At 61.0% G+C, this 16,652-nt stretch carries 11 protein-coding genes; 5 read left to right on the top strand and 6 right to left on the bottom strand.

Annotation, left to right across the window (positions count from 1 at the left end; all coding sequences use genetic code 11):
* Positions 1–54 precede the first annotated feature (54 nt).
* Positions 55–1,836, bottom strand: a complete 1,782-nt coding sequence (locus tag AC3WJW_RS10600) for a prenyltransferase/squalene oxidase repeat-containing protein (RefSeq protein ID WP_493725960.1) — start codon at positions 1,834–1,836, stop codon at positions 55–57.
* 598 nt (positions 1,837–2,434) lie between these two features.
* Here AC3WJW_RS10600 and AC3WJW_RS10595 point away from each other — a divergent pair.
* The 5 genes from AC3WJW_RS10595 to AC3WJW_RS10575 all read left to right on the top strand — a co-directional run bounded on the left by AC3WJW_RS10595 (position 2,435) and on the right by AC3WJW_RS10575 (position 8,603).
* On the top strand, positions 2,435–2,740 hold the full coding sequence (locus tag AC3WJW_RS10595) for a DUF3077 domain-containing protein (protein WP_454238130.1): 306 nt from the start codon (positions 2,435–2,437) through the stop codon (positions 2,738–2,740).
* Positions 2,741–3,476: 736 nt separating this feature from the next.
* Positions 3,477–3,953 carry a formate dehydrogenase subunit gamma gene (locus AC3WJW_RS10590; RefSeq protein ID WP_493725959.1) on the top strand — a complete coding sequence of 159 codons (477 nt, stop codon included), beginning with the start codon at positions 3,477–3,479 and terminating at the stop codon, positions 3,951–3,953.
* Complete coding sequence (locus AC3WJW_RS10585) at positions 3,953–5,512, top strand: formate dehydrogenase beta subunit (RefSeq protein WP_493725958.1); 1,560 nt, start codon at positions 3,953–3,955, stop codon at positions 5,510–5,512. The genes AC3WJW_RS10590 and AC3WJW_RS10585 overlap by 1 nt, the downstream gene beginning before the upstream one ends.
* Positions 5,509–8,385, top strand: a complete 2,877-nt coding sequence (fdhF, locus tag AC3WJW_RS10580; RefSeq protein ID WP_493725957.1) for a formate dehydrogenase subunit alpha — start codon at positions 5,509–5,511, stop codon at positions 8,383–8,385. Before AC3WJW_RS10585 ends, fdhF begins: the two co-directional genes overlap by 4 nt.
* On the top strand, positions 8,382–8,603 hold the full coding sequence (locus AC3WJW_RS10575; protein WP_493725956.1) for a formate dehydrogenase subunit delta: 222 nt from the start codon (positions 8,382–8,384) through the stop codon (positions 8,601–8,603). The genes fdhF and AC3WJW_RS10575 overlap by 4 nt, the downstream gene beginning before the upstream one ends.
* A gap of 155 nt (positions 8,604–8,758) precedes the next feature.
* On the opposite strand, the gene AC3WJW_RS10570 is transcribed toward AC3WJW_RS10575, so the two are convergent.
* From AC3WJW_RS10570 to AC3WJW_RS10550, 5 genes are all read right to left on the bottom strand, one after another.
* Positions 8,759–9,103 carry a potassium channel family protein gene (locus AC3WJW_RS10570; RefSeq protein WP_428609461.1) on the bottom strand — a complete coding sequence of 115 codons (345 nt, stop codon included), beginning with the start codon at positions 9,101–9,103 and terminating at the stop codon, positions 8,759–8,761.
* Positions 9,104–9,409: 306 nt separating this feature from the next.
* A complete protein-coding gene (locus tag AC3WJW_RS10565; protein WP_493725955.1) occupies positions 9,410–11,053 on the bottom strand; it encodes a fatty acid--CoA ligase in 1,644 nt (547 codons plus the stop codon).
* Between the two features lie 23 nt (positions 11,054–11,076).
* Complete coding sequence (locus AC3WJW_RS10560; protein WP_493725954.1) at positions 11,077–12,855, bottom strand: acyl-CoA dehydrogenase C-terminal domain-containing protein; 1,779 nt, start codon at positions 12,853–12,855, stop codon at positions 11,077–11,079.
* Positions 12,856–12,861: 6 nt separating this feature from the next.
* The gene (locus AC3WJW_RS10555; RefSeq protein ID WP_493725953.1) at positions 12,862–15,381 is read right to left on the bottom strand and encodes an efflux RND transporter permease subunit; all 2,520 of its coding nucleotides are present in this window, start codon (positions 15,379–15,381) and stop codon (positions 12,862–12,864) included.
* Positions 15,382–15,397: 16 nt separating this feature from the next.
* Positions 15,398–16,489: a WD40/YVTN/BNR-like repeat-containing protein gene (locus AC3WJW_RS10550; RefSeq protein ID WP_493725952.1), complete on the bottom strand. Its 1,092-nt coding sequence runs from the start codon at positions 16,487–16,489 to the stop codon at positions 15,398–15,400.
* Positions 16,490–16,652 lie beyond the last annotated feature (163 nt).

The raw sequence follows: 16,652 nt of genomic DNA, 5'->3' as shown, positions 1-16,652 counted from the left end.
TACAATAATAAATCTGAGCCCTTTTCCAGCTCACTTCCCCACTCTACCTTATGCTTACTGCAACAAGTTTATACCTAAAAGCTGACGCCCATTCTTTTCGATAAATAGGCGAGCTTGCTTGATCCCCGCTGTCAATTCAGCTTCACTAATTTCATGAGCACGATGAATTATCCCATCCCTTCTACTTATCAGCGACCTTAGCGCCTCTACTTGGGATAGTCGCTCTCCTGCACCCAACTGACCAATTCTTCTTAGTGCATCTTGGTACGATGAAAGTGCTTGGCGTAAACCGATGGTATCAGCACCATTGTCTCGATAAGCGGAAAGCCCAAGATCCTCTCTAATGTCAAATAGCCCGTATAGAAACATTTCAACCGAATGCACGGCTGCAATCGCCGCCAGCCGCCGATTATTAGCTCCACTTTCTGTCTGTAAGTGCTCAGCTCTACGAAAAAAGTCCCTCGACATAAGTAAAAACCCATCCACCTGCGTCAAAATCTCGCCCTTCTTAACGAGATATTCGAGCACCAAACTGGTAACGAAGTCTTCACCCCACGGAATAGACTCCCACCCCGAGTCTTCGTTCTGTTGTTCAATTAGCCATATTTCGCCTCGCTCGAGAATATGCACAAGGTCTGTCGATAGATCTGAGCGACGGATTGCCTCTAAGGCAAAAACGGTAGAGACCGTATCGTCTTCACTTCCAATGTAGCGAGGCCACGCACCTGATTCGCCAGAAACCTGGTTGACAAACCAATTAACCGCTTGGCGTATTCTGTGGTGATAGCGGTCATCACCAAGGCGCTGTAAAGCGACAACAGCTTGTGTCGTACCACGAACCCCGATTGTTTGAGTGCCTTCCGCGTCAACTAGTTCCCAATATCCAGCAGCATGTTGCCGCTTGGTCAGCCGGTCTATAAGCACCTCAATTTCGCGACGTAACTCAATAGTTAAGTGACGGCTCCTTGAACACAATATTAAAGACATACTTAGCTGCTCAACTGAGCTTTGATCGTCCGCTCCAAGGCGCGTTATTAGTGCACGACACCTTTCGGTGGTAGTCGCGAGAAGCAAGCGTTCGGTGGGACTACCATAAGTGTCAATGAACCAAGCTAATGAGAAGCAGGCAACTGATCTCTCCTCATTTTCAGCGTCATCCGCTTCATCATCGACTACCAACTGTCTCAGAACAGCTTCAAGCGCAGCACGGCCTTCAGGCGTTCGACGTTCAATGCCCAAAAGAGGGTAAAGGGCCGGCGTTGGCCGTTCAATCAACCTGGCGGGCAACATGGCCATCGCCTTATCTATAGAAGGAGGAAAAGTATCGAGCTCCAGTAATAGTTCTCGTCTTGCGTGTCGGTTCCTTTCTCTACACGCCTCGATGTACTCGGTTGAAATTTGCTGCAAAGAACGACGGACGGGTTCTGGTGCTGCCAGCATCAATAAGGCGGGAGGAATTTCCTGATCCTTGATCGCCCAATGAGTACGATAGCGTTCAAACTGCTCAATACCCATTTCATCTGCAAACGCCAGAACGGCATTGCGATCTAAGTAGGTTCGCTCCGGATCCGGCTCAAATGAGAACTCGAGATCCCGCCCTCGACGAGTGATACCTCTTAAGCGACCGTGGCGTACCTGAAGATGATTTTCGCCATCTGCCCCAACTTCATACATTAGGAGCGTAGGGATCTGTTCAAGGCGTACCAAGGATTCAGGATTGGCGAGAGAAATAGCTTGCGCCTCTACTCCGCTGTACTCCTTGAAGCGATCTACGGAGAAGGTCAACCGCTGCCGCTCCCACCATTCATCATTGCCAGAAACGATTAGGTTGTACATGAAACCTCCGCTGCTCTGCATCCTGTGGATTGAGCGTTGCCAACAAATAAACTTGCATGCCGTATATATTGTCAAGTTCTATGCTTGAGGCCTACCGGAAGATAGACGGTGAGAAGATAGAATGCCTAATTTCAATGACGCGACGTACTTTTCCCTTTAATTCAAAGGACCACTTCTCAAAGAGAGTGGACAGGTCACAAAGCGTCCTTAAGCTAGGGCCTTTCGAAGGTTGCAGGAAAAGGTTCTGCACGATAACCTCCCACCGTCGCTGCCAATTCAGCGACCGGGTGTGAGAGCCCGAAACAATCAAGGCGCAAAGCGCCCCAAAACCTGTCGTGGCGTTTTTTTTCGTCTGCGATATGGCTTTATGGCGGCTGTGCGTGGGAGACCTTTGGGTCTACCGGTTGCCTTGATTGCCGGTTTCTCACCCCGCGCACGGCTGTCACCCAAGCCTGTGAGAAGGCTCGTGGCAGCTCCTCAAATCAAGGATGTTGACCATGACCAAGACAAATCCGTTTGAAATTTGGCTTTTCTCTCTATGCGATTCCCAATCGCGTAACGCCCTCCCCCATTGCCTCTCCATCCTCGGAGGTGGGCAATGACTGAACAATCTGAACTCAAAACCATCGGCCTGACACCGGCCATTTACTGCGCGGATCAAGCGCTGTTTCATGTCACTCGCGGGGTTCCTCTTGGCGATGCGTTGTCCATGGCCTCCGATTTTCTGTTCCTGGCCAAGACGCTCACTGAAGATGCCGCTTATGCCAGAGATACCGACCGTCACGCCTGGGCGGCGCATTATCTGACTTCGATGAGCAAGGCGTTGGTGGATGATGCGGTGAAGGTGCTGATGCGGGATCGGGATAATGAAGTGGCGTCCAAGCGGGCTGGGGCTACGGCTTAGGGGTAGTGGGCGACGCGCCGGGATCGATTTTGGTTTCAAGCGTCAGGCGTGACGTTGTAGGGGCGGGCTTGGTTGCGGTGGGCGGGGGTATTCAGTGGGACATGTGGATGCCTTGGGTTTTTCGCGAGCGGGCTCGCTCCTACAGGGGGTTGTGGTTCAGTTCTGGGTTTTGTGTTGGCTGGGCTGGCGCCTTCGCGGGCAAGCTCGCTCCCACAGGGGGGTGCGGTGAGCTGACAGGCGTTGTTTGGACCCAGTGGGTTGTGATTTCGGTGCACCTTCGGCATTGAGGGTGGCTGGGCTGGCGCATTCGCGAGCAGGCTCGCTCCCACAGGGTTAGCGGCGTACTTCAGCGCATCTGCTCCGTAGAATTGTCCTTGGTTCTGATGCTTCTTCTCACCGGTAATGCTTGTTATACATCAGCCATCGACAGGCCCTTTGAGCATTAGGCCAGTGTGTGAACGCCCCGTGCACCACTCATCTAGACTTAATGGATAGTCGTAGGCAGAACCGAGCACGTCGCTTTGGTGCAGGTCGATCAATAGCGGCGTGGCAAGCTGCCTTTTATGCCCAGTAGAGGTGCGACGAAGATCGTGCCGGGCACAACAAGATGCCCGCTCAGGGTGCCCTGGCCAACGGCCAAATTGCCACGATACCGTGACGTGGTGTGAGTGCCGCAGCCGACACTTTCGGACGACCGACGACCTTCTGGTTTGTCCGTGACCGTGAGGATTGCTGAATGCCTGATGAGATGTTGCACCTGCCTGTGGTCAACAGTTTGCTGGAGCGCCACAAGGGCTCTGCGGGTGCGCTGTTGCCCATTCTTCATGATATTCAGGAGCGCATTGGGTACGTCCCCGATGTCGCCGTCCCCGAGATTGCCCATGCCCTGAACCTGAGCCAGGCCGAGGTTCGTGGGGTGATCAGTTTTTACCATGACTTCCGTACTGCGCCGCCTGCGCGGCATATCCTGCGGCTGTGCCGCGCCGAGTCGTGCAAGAGCCGTGGCGCCGAGCAGTTGGCGGCGCAGTTGCGTGAGCGTCTGCAACTGGATGACCACGGCAGCAGTGCCGATGGCAGCATCAGTTTGCGGCCGGTGTATTGCCTGGGTGCCTGTGCCTGTTCGCCCGCTCTGGAACTGGACGGCAAGGTGCATGCGCGGCTGAGCGCCGAGCGTCTCGATGCCTTGCTCGACGCTTGCCGGGAGGACGCGTGATGCCGACTCTTTATCTGCCCTGTGATTCGCTGGCCCGAGCGGTGGGCGCCGACGAGGTCTCCACGGCGCTGATCACTCAAGCCAGGGAACGCAATCTGCCGCTGGAACTGCAGCGCACCAGCTCGCGCGGCCTGTACTGGCTGGAACCATTACTGGAAGTAGACAGCCCGCAAGGTCGTATCGGCTTCGGGCCGCTGACTGCCGCCGATGTGCCGTCGGTGCTTGATGCGCTGCAAGGCGAGCCGTCCGCTCATCCACTGGCCTTGGGCCTGGTGGAAGAATTGCCGTATCTGAAGACTCAACAACGCTTGCTGTTCGCCCGCGCCGGCATCACCCGGCCGCTGTCGCTTGACGATTACCGGGCCCATGGCGGTTTCGAAGGTTTGAACAGGGCCGTCGCCCTTGGCGGCGAGCAGACCGCGACGGCGGTGTTCGATTCAGGCCTGCGTGGCCGTGGCGGTGCGGCCTTCCCCGCCGGGATCAAATGGCGCACGGTGCGTGCGACCGAAGCGGCGCAGAAGTACATCGTGTGCAACGCCGACGAAGGCGACTCCGGCACCTTTGCCGACCGTATGTTGATGGAAGGCGACCCTTTCCTGCTGATCGAAGGCATGGCCATTGCCGGTCTCTGCGTCGGCGCCACCTACGGCTACATCTATGTGCGCTCGGAATATCCGGATGCCGTGGCCACCCTGCGCAACGCGCTGCAGATTGCCCGGGAGAACGGTTACCTGGGCGCCAATGTCGGCGGCAGCGGTCAGGCCTTCAATATGGAAGTGCGCGTCGGCGCCGGTGCGTACATCTGCGGTGAGGAAACCGCGCTGCTGGACTCGCTCGAAGGCAAGCGCGGGATCGTCCGCGCCAAGCCGCCGATTCCTGCCTTGAAAGGGCTGTTTGGACAGCCGACCCTGGTGCACAACGTGCTGACCCTGGCCTCGGTGCCGCTGATTCTGGCCAAGGGTGCGCAGTTCTATCGCGACTACGGCATGGGCCGCTCCCTGGGCACCATGCCCTTCCAGCTGGCGGGCAATATTCGTCATGGCGGACTGGTGGAACGGGCTTTTGGCCTGTCGCTGCGGGAGCTGGTGGACGACTACGGCGGCGGTACCGCGAGTGGCCGACCGCTGAAGGCTGCGCAGGTGGGTGGCCCGCTCGGTGCCTGGGTGCCGCCGTCGCAATTCGACACGCCGCTGGATTACGAAGCCTTCGCCGCCATCGGTGCGATGCTCGGTCACGGTGGTGTGGTGGTGGCTGACGACACATTGGACATGGCCCATATGGCGCGCTTTGCGATGGAGTTCTGCGCCGAGGAATCCTGTGGCAAATGCACGCCGTGCCGCATCGGCTCGACCCGTGGCGTCGAGGTGATCGACCGTCTGTTGGCCGCACCGGACGCGAGCGGTCGCGATGAGCAGGTGATCATCCTCAAGGACCTGTGCGACACCCTGCAATACGGTTCGCTGTGCGCGTTGGGCGGCATGGTTTCCTTTCCGGTCGCCAGCGCCCTCAAGCACTTCCCCGCCGACTTCGGCTTGCAGCCCTCGGAGGCCGAGCAATGATTACTCTCTTCGACCCGAACACCGATATCGACCTCGGCACTCCTTCCCGTGAGAGCGAGGTGCAAGTCACCCTGAGCATCGACGACCGTAGCATCAGCGTGCCCGAAGGCACCTCGGTGATGCGCGCCGCCGCGCTGCTGGGCACCACCATTCCGAAACTCTGTGCCACCGACAGCCTGGAAGCCTTCGGCTCCTGCCGCATGTGCCTGGTGGAGATCGACGGCATGCGCGGTTATCCGGCGTCCTGCACCACGCCGGTTACTGAAGGCATGAGCGTGCACACCCAGACGCCGAAGCTCGCGACCCTGCGCCGTAACGTCATGGAGTTGTACATCTCCGATCACCCGCTGGACTGCCTGACCTGCTCGGCCAACGGCAACTGCGAGCTGCAAACCGTGGCCGGTCAGGTCGGCCTGCGGGAGGTGCGTTACGGCTATGAAGGCGACAACCATCTGGCCGACGTGAAGGACAAATCCAATCCCTATTTCGACTACGACCCGAGCAAGTGCATCGTCTGCAACCGCTGCGTGCGCGCCTGCGAAGAAACCCAGGGCACCTTTGCCCTGACCATTACCGGGCGCGGTTTTGAATCCCGGGTGGCCGCCGCCGGTGGGGATAACTTCCTCGACTCGGAATGCGTGTCCTGCGGCGCCTGTGTACAGGCCTGCCCTACTGCGACCCTGATGGAAAAAAGCGTGGTCGAACTCGGTCAGCCAGAACGCAGCGTGATCACCACTTGCGCCTATTGCGGCGTGGGCTGTTCGTTCCGCGCCGAGATGAAAGGCGACCAGCTGGTGCGCATGGTTCCGGACAAGAACGGCCAGGCCAACCACGGCCACTCCTGCGTCAAGGGGCGCTTTGCCTGGGGCTACGCCACCCACCCGGATCGCATCACCAAGCCGATGATCCGCAAGCACATCAACGACCCATGGCAGGAAGTCAGCTGGGATGAAGCGGTGACTTACGCCGCCAGCGAATTCCGTCGGTTGCAGCAGAAATACGGCCGCGACTCCATTGGTGGCATCACCTCCAGCCGCTGCACCAACGAAGAAACCTATCTGGTGCAAAAACTGGTGCGTGCGGCCTTCGGCAACAACAACGTCGACACCTGCGCGCGGGTCTGCCACTCGCCGACCGGTTATGGCTTGAAGCAAACCCTGGGCGAGTCCGCCGGCACCCAGAGTTTCGACTCGGTGATGCAGGCCGACGTGATCCTGGTGATGGGCGCCAACCCCAGCGACGCCCACCCGGTGTTCGCCTCCCAGCTCAAACGCCGCCTGCGTGAAGGTGCGCGACTGATCGTCATCGATCCACGACGCATTGATCTGGTGGACTCGGTGCATGCCCGCGCCGAATACCATTTGGCCCTGCGCCCGGGCACTAACGTCGCCATGCTCAATGCGCTGGCTCATGTCATTGTTACTGAAGGCCTGCTCAACCAAGCCTTTATCGACGCCCGTTGCGAGGGCAGCGATTTCGCCAACTGGAGCGAGTTCGTCAGCCGTGCGGAGAACTCGCCGGAAGTGCTGGGCGCCATCTGCGGTGTGCCCGCTGCCGACATCCGCGCCGCCGCCCGTCTGTATGCCACGGGTGGCAACGCGGCGATCTACTACGGCCTCGGCGTCACCGAACACAGCCAGGGCAGCACGGCGGTCATGGGCATCGCCAACCTCGCGATGGCCACGGGCAACATCGGCCGCGAAGGCGTGGGCGTGAACCCGTTGCGGGGGCAGAACAACGTGCAGGGTTCCTGCGACATGGGCTCCTTCCCCCACGAGTTGCCTGGTTACCGGCACATCTCCAACGAGGTGGTACGGGCGCAGTTCGAACAGGCGTGGAACGTCACCCTGCAACCCGACCCGGGCCTGCGCATTCCCAACATGTTCGAGTCGGCCCTGGCCGGCAGTTTCAAGGGCCTGTATTGCCAGGGCGAAGACATCGCCCAGAGCGATCCGAATACCCAGCACGTCACCGCTGCTTTGTCGGCCATGGAGTGCGTGGTGGTGCAGGATATTTTCCTCAATGAAACCGCCAAGTTCGCACACGTGTTCCTGCCGGGCGCCTCGTTCCTGGAAAAGGACGGCACCTTCACCAACGCCGAGCGGCGCATCTCCCGGGTGCGCAAGGTCATGGACCCGCTGGGCGGCAAGGCCGACTGGGAAGGCACCGTGGCCCTCGCCAATGCCCTGGGCTACCCGATGAACTACAAACACCCATCGGAAATCATGGATGAAATCGCCAGCCTGACACCGACCTTCACCAACGTCAGCTACACCGAACTGGACCGCCACGGCAGCCTGCAATGGCCGTGCAACGCCGCGGCGCCGGACGGTACGCCGACCATGCACATCGAGGAATTCGTGCGCGGCAAGGGGCGTTTCATGCTCACCGGCTACGTGCCCACCGAGGAGAAGGTCAACACTCGTTATCCGCTGCTGCTGACCACCGGGCGCATCCTCAGCCAGTACAACGTCGGCGCCCAGACCCGGCGCACCGACAACGTCGCCTGGCACGACGAAGACCGCCTGGAAATCCACCCGACCGACGCCGAGAGCCGTGGCATCAACGAAGGTGACTGGGTCGGCATCGGCAGCCGCGCCGGGCAGACCGTGCTGCGTGCGCGGATCACCGAACGGGTCGCCCCGGGCGTGGTGTACACCACCTTCCACTTCCCGGAATCGGGGGCCAACGTGATCACCACCGACAACTCCGACTGGGCCACCAACTGTCCGGAGTACAAGGTCACGGCCGTGGAAGTCAGCCGCGTTTATCACCCTTCGGAGTGGCAAAAGCGCTTCCAGGAGTTCAGCGATGAACAGCATCGTCTGCTCAAGGACCGGGCCCGTGGCGCCAAAGCGGAGGTACGCCGATGAGTACGGACAACCTGATCAAGATGGCCAACCAGATCGCCCAGTACTTTGCCAGCCAGCCGGACCAGCAACAGGCAGTGCTCAGCGTGCGCAATCATCTGCAGATGTACTGGGCGCCGAGCATGCGCAAGGAATTGCTGGCCTGGCAGACGGAGCATAAAGGGGCGGAACTGCACCCGCTGGTGCAGGCGGCGGTGAGTGGGGCGGGTTGGGAGGCTTAGCCTGCTGACTGCAAAAAAACTGTGGGAGCGAGCTTGCTCGCGATGAGGGCTTAACATTCAGCATTTTTGCTGGCTGATACACCGCTATCGCGAGCAAGCTCGCTCCCACAGGGGATTTGTGCCGGGGTTGGGATTTGGGCTGGCCAGGCTACACCCTACTCCTCACCCTTCCTCGCGGCCGTCACCGTCACTTCAATCGCCCGGACACTGATCGCCGCGAACGTCGCCGTCATCAGCACCCCATTGAACCCCAGCAGGATCGCCAGCACCCGTGACACGCCCAGTTTGGGCACCAGTTCTCCGTAGCCGATGGTCAGGCCGGTCACGAAGGCGAAGTAGACGCCGTCATACGGGCTCCACCCTTCCAGGTGGGCGATGATGAGGCCGAACGCAATGATCACGAGCAGCAGTATCGAGAAGATCGGCCACACCACTTTGAAGTAGAACCAGACGGCCTTGTAGAACTCGTGGCGGACGTTTGATGCACGGGCAAGGTTCATGTCGTGGGCTTCCTGGGGTTTGACTGGTGCACGGCGGTTCAATACCCCGTTCAGCTTGGCACAAGCGCTGAAAACTGCGACCAACGGGGCGTTATCTCTGGCCAGGACTATGACAAAGATGACGCCAAGCGGGCTATCCGGAAACCGCCCGCTGCTGGTGGATTCCTGTAGGAGCGAGCCTGCTCGCGATGGTCGTTAACGATAACGCGTGCTTCCTGGTTGAACGCGGCGCTCTCCAGTCCATCGCGAGCAAGCTCGCTCCCACAAAAAAATGGCCATCATCGGGGGTGATGCCAGGTTTATCCCTCAGTTCGCTTCGCTTTCCCGAATCAGTTTCTTGTTGATCTTGCCAACACTGGTCTTGGGGATTTCGGCGACGAACTTGAACTGCTTGGGGATTGCCCATTTGTTGATGCGGCCGCCGTCGACGAAGGCTTGCAGGTGCGTCTCCAGAATCTTGCGATCCAGGTATTGCCCCGGCTCGCACACCACCATCGCCATGGGGCGTTCGCCCCACTGCTCATCAACGATACCCACCACCGCGACGGACATGACGCCCGGGTGTTCGCTGATCAGGCTTTCCAGTTCCAGGGAGCTGATCCACTCGCCGCCGGTCTTGATCACGTCCTTGATGCGGTCCTTGATTTCCACGCCGCCCTGTTGGTCGATCGAGGCCATGTCGCCGGTGTGCAGCCAGCCGTTGTGCCACAGCTCCGCGCCTTTGTCCGGGGCTTTCAGATAGCCCTGGGTCAGCCACGGCGCGCGCACCACGATCTCGCCCAGGGACTCGCCGTCATGGGCCACGTCGTTTCCCTCGGCGTCGATGATCTTCAGGTCGACCATCGGCACCGGCGTGCCGGTCTTGATGCGGATCGGCAGTTGGGCTTCGGCGGATAGCTGAAGGTCTTCGTCGCGCAGGTAGGTCAGGCACAGCAACGGGCAGGTTTCCGACATGCCGTAGCCGGCGTGCACCACCATGCCTTTGGCGCTGGCTTCACTGGCGATGCCGAGGGTCAGCGCACTGCCGCCGAGGAGCATTTTCCAGCCGTCGAAACGGGTCGCCTTGCCTTCCTCACAGTTGAGGATCATCTGCAGGATGGTCGGCACGCAGTGGGAGAAGGTCACCTTCTCTTCGCGGTACAGCTTGACCAGGCTGTTGGGTTCGTAGCGGCCAGGGTAGACCTGCTTGATGCCCATCAGCGTCGCGACATACGGCACGCCCCACGCATGTACGTGGAACATCGGCGTGATCGGCATGTACACATCGTCGGAACGCAGCAGCGGCTGGCCCTGATAGACGCCCAGGGTGCCGACGGCATTCAGGGTGTGCAGCACCAGTTGCCGATGGCTGAAGTACACGCCTTTCGGGTCGCCGGTGGTGCCGGTGGTGTAGAACAGCGTGGCGACCGAGTTCTCGTCGAAATCCGGGAAATCGTACTGGTCCGGGGCCAGGGACAGTAACTGCTCGTACTCACCGAGCACCGGCAGCGAGGTCGCGGTCGCCTCGTCATCGGTAAGCTGCAGGTAGCCTTTTACCGTTTCCAGCCGTCCGTGGATCTGTTCGACCAGGGGCAGGAAGTCGTCATGCACCAGCACCAGGTCATCCTCGGCGTGGTTCATGGTGAACAGCACCTGCTCCGGCGACAGGCGAATGTTCACCGTGTGCAGCACCGCGCCGATCATCGGCACCGCGAAGAAGCATTCCAGGTAGCGATGGCTGTCCCAGTCGAGCAGGGCCACGGTGTCACCGGCCTTGACCCCGGCCGCCGTCAGCGCATTGGCCAGGCGGCGGATGCGCTGGTTCAGCGTCTGGTAGCTGTAGCGCAGTTTGTCGGCGTAGACGATTTCCCGGCCCGGCTCGTAACGCACGCCGGACAGCAGCAATTGCTTGATCAGCAAGGGATAGGCATAAGCGCCGTCGGCAGGCGGAATTATTTTTGTTTTCAGCATGGTTGGAGTTCCTTGTCCTTCGATCAGAACTGATCGGCTTTCAGCTCGTAGAGGCAGTCACTACCGGCCTTGACCGATGCGCTCAACGAGTGGATACGCGGCAGCAACCGGGCGAAGTAGAAACGCGCGGTGGCCAGTTTGCTGGTGTAGAAATCGTCTTCGGCATCCCCGCTGATGACGGCCTTGGCCATGCGCGCCCACATGTAGGCGTACGCGGTGTAGCCAAACACGTGCAGGTACTCGACCGAGGCCGCGCCGATTTCATTCGGGTTGCCCTGGGCCCGGTCCAGCAGCCACGCGGTCAGCTCGTCGAGGGTGTCCACGGCGGCATTCAGCGGCTTGGTGAACTCGTCGAGCTCCGCAGCGGCGTTAGCGGTAAAGTTGCGGATCTCCGAGGCGAACAAGCGGTAGAGCGCCCCGCCGCTGCCGACGATCTTGCGCCCGGCCAGGTCCAGGGACTGGATGCCGTTGGTGCCTTCGTAGATCTGGGTGATGCGCACGTCGCGCACCAGTTGCTCCTGGCCCCACTCGCGAATGTAGCCGTGGCCGCCGAAGACCATCTGACCGTGCAAGGTGGTTTCCAGGCCCATGTCGGTGAGGAACGCCTTGGCCACCGGGGTCAGCAGCGCCACCAGTTCCTGCGCACGATTGCGCGTGACTTCGTCTTCGCTGTACCTGGCCGTGTCCAGTTGCAACGCGACGTAGCTGGAGAACGCACGGCCGCCTTCGTTCAAGGCTTTCATGGTCAACAGCATGCGGCGCACGTCCGGGTGCACGATGATCGGGTCGGCGGCCTTGTCCTTGTTCTGCGCACCGGTCGGCGCACGGCTTTGCAGGCGGTCGCGGGCGTACGCGACGGCGTTCTGATAGGAACGCTCGCCCTGGGCCAGGCCCTGGATGCCCACCCCCAGACGCTCGTAGTTCATCATGGTGAACATCGCCGCCAGGCCTTTGTTCGGCGCGTCGACGATCCAGCCGGTGGCGCCATCGAAGTTCATCACGCAGGTGGCGGAGGCCTTGATGCCCATCTTGTGTTCGATGGAGCCACACGACAGCGCATTGTTTTCACCCAGCGAACCGTCGGCGTTGACCAGCACCTTGGGCACCAGGAACAGCGAGATGCCCTTCGGCCCTGCCGGTGCATCCGGCAGGCGCGCCAGTACCAGATGGATGATGTTCTCGGTCAGGTCGTGGTCGCCGCCGGTGATGAAGATCTTGCTGCCGCTGACCTTGTAACTGCCATCGGCCTGGGGTTCGGCCTTGGTGCGAATCAGGCCCAGGTCGGTGCCGGCATGGGCTTCGGTCAGGCACATCGAACCGGTCCAGGTGCCGGCGTACATGTTTGGCAGATAGCGTTGCTTGAGCTCTTCGCTGGCGTGGGCCTTGATTGACAGGCAGGCACCGGCGGTCAGCATCGGGTACAGGCCGAACGACAGGCTGGCCGAGTTGACCATCTCTTCGACCTGCGCCGAAATCGCCTTGGGCATGCCCATACCGCCGTACTGCGGATCACCGCCGACACCGACCCAGCCGCCCTCGGCGAAGGCTTGATAGGCCCCGGCAAAACCCTCTGGCGCGGTGACCGAACCATTGCTCCAGGTACAGCCCTGTTCGTCGGTGGCGCGGTTCAAGGGTGCGATGACTTCGCCAGTGATCTTGCCGGCCTCTTCGAGGATGGCAGCGGCAGTTTCTTCATCGATCACGTCGGCCAGGCCGGGCAAACTGGCCCAGAGCCGGGACACCTGGAAAACCTCGTTGAGTACGAAGCGCATGTCGCGCAGGGGAGCTTTGTATTCAGACATCTTGGCTTACTCGGAAGTGGTCAGGGCATGGGGCATGCCCGGACGTTCAGTGGATTCAGTGTTTTCGGCGGCAGTCTCAGAACCCGGCTGAGGGGCCCGTTCGCGCAGCAGGAAATACGACAGGGCCGGAATCAGGATCAGCGCACCGAGCATGTTCCACAGGAACATGAAGGTCAGCAGGATGCCCATGTCGGCCTGGAACTTGATCGGCGACCAGACCCAGCACACCACGCCGGCGGCGAGGGTGATGCCCACCAACCCGACCACCCGGCCTGTGAAGGACACGGCGTTGCGGTAGGCCTGGGACAGCGGCAGGCCCTGGCGCTGGAAGTGCAGTTGCACGCTGAGCAGGTACAGGGCGTAGTCCACGCCGATGCCGACGCCGAGGGCGATCACCGGCAGGGTCGCGACTTTCACGCCGATGCCCATGGCCACCATCAAGGCTTCACAGAGGATCGAGGTCAGCACCAGCGGCAACAGCGCCACCAGCGTCGCCCGCCAGCTGCGGAAGGTGATCAGGCAGAACAGCGTCACCGCCGCGTACACGTACAGCAGCATGGTGTGATTGGCTTCGCGCACCACGATGTTGGTCGCCGCCTCGATACCGGCGCTGCCGGCGGCGAGCAGGAACTGGCGATCGTCGCTGCTGTTTTCCTTCGCGAATTTGTCGGCGATGGCGACTACCGCATCGAGGGTTTCGGCCTTGTGATCCTTGAGGAACGCGATCACCGGCATCAGCGAGCACTCGGTGTTGAACAGCTCCGGGGAGTTGACCGAGGCTTGCTGCGCGGCGTAGTTGAGTACGTCCTGGTTGCGCTGGATGCTGTTGAGCTTGGGGTTGCCTTCGTAGGTGCCGGCGGTGATCTGCCGTACCGCGTTGACCAAGGACGCGGTGGCCTGCACGCCCGGATACTGTTGCAGTTCCCAGGCCAGGCGGTCGGCGAGCACCAGGGTCTTGTAGTTCAGGCAGCCTTCCGGCGCGGTCTTGATCATCACCGCGAACAGGTCGCTGGACAGCGCGTAGTGCTGGGTGATGTAGGCGTTGTCGCGGTTGTAGCGCGAGTCGGCGCGCAACTCCGGCGCACCGCTTTCCAGGTCACCGATCTTCAGGTTGAGGCTGACCACATAGCCGCCAATACCCATCAGCACCGCGACCAGCACGGCACCGGTGGCCCACTTGGCGGTGGTGAAGCGGTCGAGCGCGTCCCACAACCGGCCGAAGCCTTTGTGCTTTTCGGCGCGGGTGTCGATTTTCAACGCGCGCTCGGCGGCCTTGGCGCCAACACCGACATAGGACAACGCCACCGGCATCAGCAACAGCGAGGTGAAGATCAGCACCGCGACGCCGATGCTGGCGGTGATCGCCAGGTCCTGGATCACAGGGATATCGATCAGCATCAGCACCGCAAAGCCCACGGCATCGGCGAGCAACGCGGTGACGCCGGCGATGAACAGACGGCGGAAGGTGTAGCGCGCGGCGATCAGCTTGTGGGTGCCGCGGGCGATGTCCTGCATGATGCCGTTCATCTTCTGCGCGGCGTGGGACACGCCGATGGCGAAGATCAAAAACGGCACCAGCACCGAGTACGGATCGATGGCGTAGCCGAGCCAGGCGACGATGCCCAGTTGCCAGACCACCGCGACCAGCGAGCAGCCGACCACCAGCAAGGTGCTGCGCACGCAACGGGTGTAGGCGTAGATGATGGCCAGCGAGGTGACCACCGCCAGACCGAAGAACATCATCACCTGAATCAGGCCGTCGATCAGGTCGCCCATGAGTTTGGCGAAGCCGATCACCCGCACCTTGTAATGGCCGGTGCCTTCCACCCCGGATTTACGCGCAGCGCTGTCGCCGGCGTATTCGATCTTGTCGCGCAACTGCTCTTCGAGCATCTGCGAGAACGCGTGGTAGTTGATGCGCTGGCCACCGGCGGCGGCTTTATCCAGCAGCGGCACGATCAGCATGGTCGACTTGAAGTCGCTGGCCACCAGGCTGCCGACAATGCCGGCGCGGGAAATGTTCTGGCGCAGCTGTTCGATCTGTTCAGGCTGCCCTGAATAGGTGTCGGGCATCACCGGGCCACCCTGGAAACCGTCCTCGGTGACTTCGGTCCAGCGCACCGCCGGGCTCCACAGCGACTTCATCCAGGCGCGGTCGACGCCTTCGGTGAGGAACAGTTGGTCGTTGACCTGCTTGAGTACGTCGAGGTATTCGGGATCGAAAATATCGCCCTGGGTGTTCTCCACCACCACCCGCACCGAGTTGCCCAACCCACGCAGGGAAGCGCGGTTTTCCAGGAAGTTCTGGATGTACGGCTGGCTCTGCGGAATCATCTTTTCGAAGCTGGGACGCAGTTCCAGGCGCGTCGCCGCCATGTAGCCGAGCACCACGGTGGCCAGGGCCATCAGTAGCATGAACAGCGGACGGAAGTTGAACACCAGGCGTTCCAGGCGGTTACCGGAGCGGTGGTCGAAATCACGCAGATCGCGGATCACCGGCATGGCGTCTTGTTTGATGTTGCCCATGTCTGGGTTCTCGCTCTTAGGGTTCGAGGGCTGGATCGGCGGACAGAGTCCGGGCACCACGGCTTCCCGCCAGCACCAGGGCGCCGTCGGTGGACTGGGCAGCGCCGGCGACCGGCGTCGGTGCCGGTTGCCGTACCAGATGCATCTGCGCGCCCGTCCCCTGGCTGACCAGCATCTGCCCGCCCTGGGTGAACAAGCGATAATTGCCACGGGCATCGATCAGGCCCGCGGTGATGCTGACGCGCAGGCCGCTGTCCAGCGCAGTCCAGCTCTGGCCGCCATCGGTGCTGCGCAGCACGTTGCCGCGCAGGCCGTAGACCAGCACTTCGCCAGGCTTGCCGAGCACGCCGAAGAAGCTGCCCTGATACGGCGTCGGTACGGCATTGAAGCGTTGGGCGTTGTCGTCCCACTTGAGCAACAGGCCTTGCTCGCCGGCGATGTACAACGCGTCGCCGGTGGAGGCGATGGCGTTGAGGTGGAAGCCCTGCGGGTTGTCGGTGCGATCCTGGAAGGGCGTCCAGGTCTGGCCGCCGTCGTCGGTGCGCAGGATCAGGTTGAACACGCCGACCACATAGCCGGTTTTTTCGTTGGCGAACCAGACGTCGAGCAGCGGTTTGTCCGCGCCCTGATCGACTAGTCGTTGGCCTTCCATAGCCAACTGGGGCCATTGCTCGTTGCCCGGCTCGGCCTTGGCCAGCGCCGAGTAATGCTTGATCAGCAATTCGCCGATCTGGCGACCGTCGAGTTGCTTGTTCCAGGTCGCGCCGGCGTCGCTGCTGTGCAGCACCACGCCATCATTGCCCACCGCCCAGCCTTGGGCTGGCGTTGAAAAATTCACGGCGGTGAGATCGGCGCTGACCGGCACGGAGGCCTGCTGCCAATGCTGACCGGCATCATCGGAAAACAGAATATGGCCACGCTGGCCGACGGTAATCACACGCCCGCCGGCGCGGGTCATGCCGGACAACGGGCTGTTGATCGCCAAGGCACTGGCCCTGGCGGGCAGGTCCAGTACATCGACGTATTCGGCTGCCTGGGCGATGCCCTGCGACAGGCCGAGCACAACACCGAACGCCAAACGCAAAATATTATTTTTATACGAACACATGCTGCGTCCTCTTCGGAAAACCGCGTCGAGGCACACTTGCGTGTGCCTGACGGTAAAACCTCACGCCGTGCAGGTCATGTGGGAGCGAGCCTGCTCGCGATGGACGTTAACGATGACGCGTGCTTTCTGGATGCCCGCGTCGCCCTCTGGTCCATCGCGAGCA

The sequence above is a fragment of the Pseudomonas sp. GW821-FHT07G06 genome (genome assembly GCF_058986625.1).
This window is presented reverse-complemented; position numbering and strand designations above follow the sequence as displayed.

Excerpts from the sequence above, each read along its gene's own strand:
- AC3WJW_RS10550 (WP_493725952.1), bottom strand. The coding sequence starts at position 16,489 with ATGTGTTCGTATAAAAATAATATTTTGCGTTTGGCGTTCGGTGTTGTG.
- AC3WJW_RS10585 (WP_493725958.1), top strand. The coding sequence starts at position 3,953 with ATGCCGACTCTTTATCTGCCCTGTGATTCGCTGGCCCGAGCGGTGGGC.
- AC3WJW_RS10560 (WP_493725954.1), bottom strand. The coding sequence starts at position 12,855 with ATGTCTGAATACAAAGCTCCCCTGCGCGACATGCGCTTCGTACTCAAC.
- AC3WJW_RS10575 (WP_493725956.1), top strand. The coding sequence starts at position 8,382 with ATGAGTACGGACAACCTGATCAAGATGGCCAACCAGATCGCCCAGTAC.
- AC3WJW_RS10590 (WP_493725959.1), top strand. The coding sequence starts at position 3,477 with ATGCCTGATGAGATGTTGCACCTGCCTGTGGTCAACAGTTTGCTGGAG.
- AC3WJW_RS10595 (WP_454238130.1), top strand. The coding sequence starts at position 2,435 with ATGACTGAACAATCTGAACTCAAAACCATCGGCCTGACACCGGCCATT.
- AC3WJW_RS10570 (WP_428609461.1), bottom strand. The coding sequence starts at position 9,103 with ATGAACCTTGCCCGTGCATCAAACGTCCGCCACGAGTTCTACAAGGCC.
- AC3WJW_RS10600 (WP_493725960.1), bottom strand. The coding sequence starts at position 1,836 with ATGTACAACCTAATCGTTTCTGGCAATGATGAATGGTGGGAGCGGCAG.
- AC3WJW_RS10565 (WP_493725955.1), bottom strand. The coding sequence starts at position 11,053 with ATGCTGAAAACAAAAATAATTCCGCCTGCCGACGGCGCTTATGCCTAT.
- AC3WJW_RS10555 (WP_493725953.1), bottom strand. The coding sequence starts at position 15,381 with ATGGGCAACATCAAACAAGACGCCATGCCGGTGATCCGCGATCTGCGT.
- fdhF (WP_493725957.1), top strand. The coding sequence starts at position 5,509 with ATGATTACTCTCTTCGACCCGAACACCGATATCGACCTCGGCACTCCT.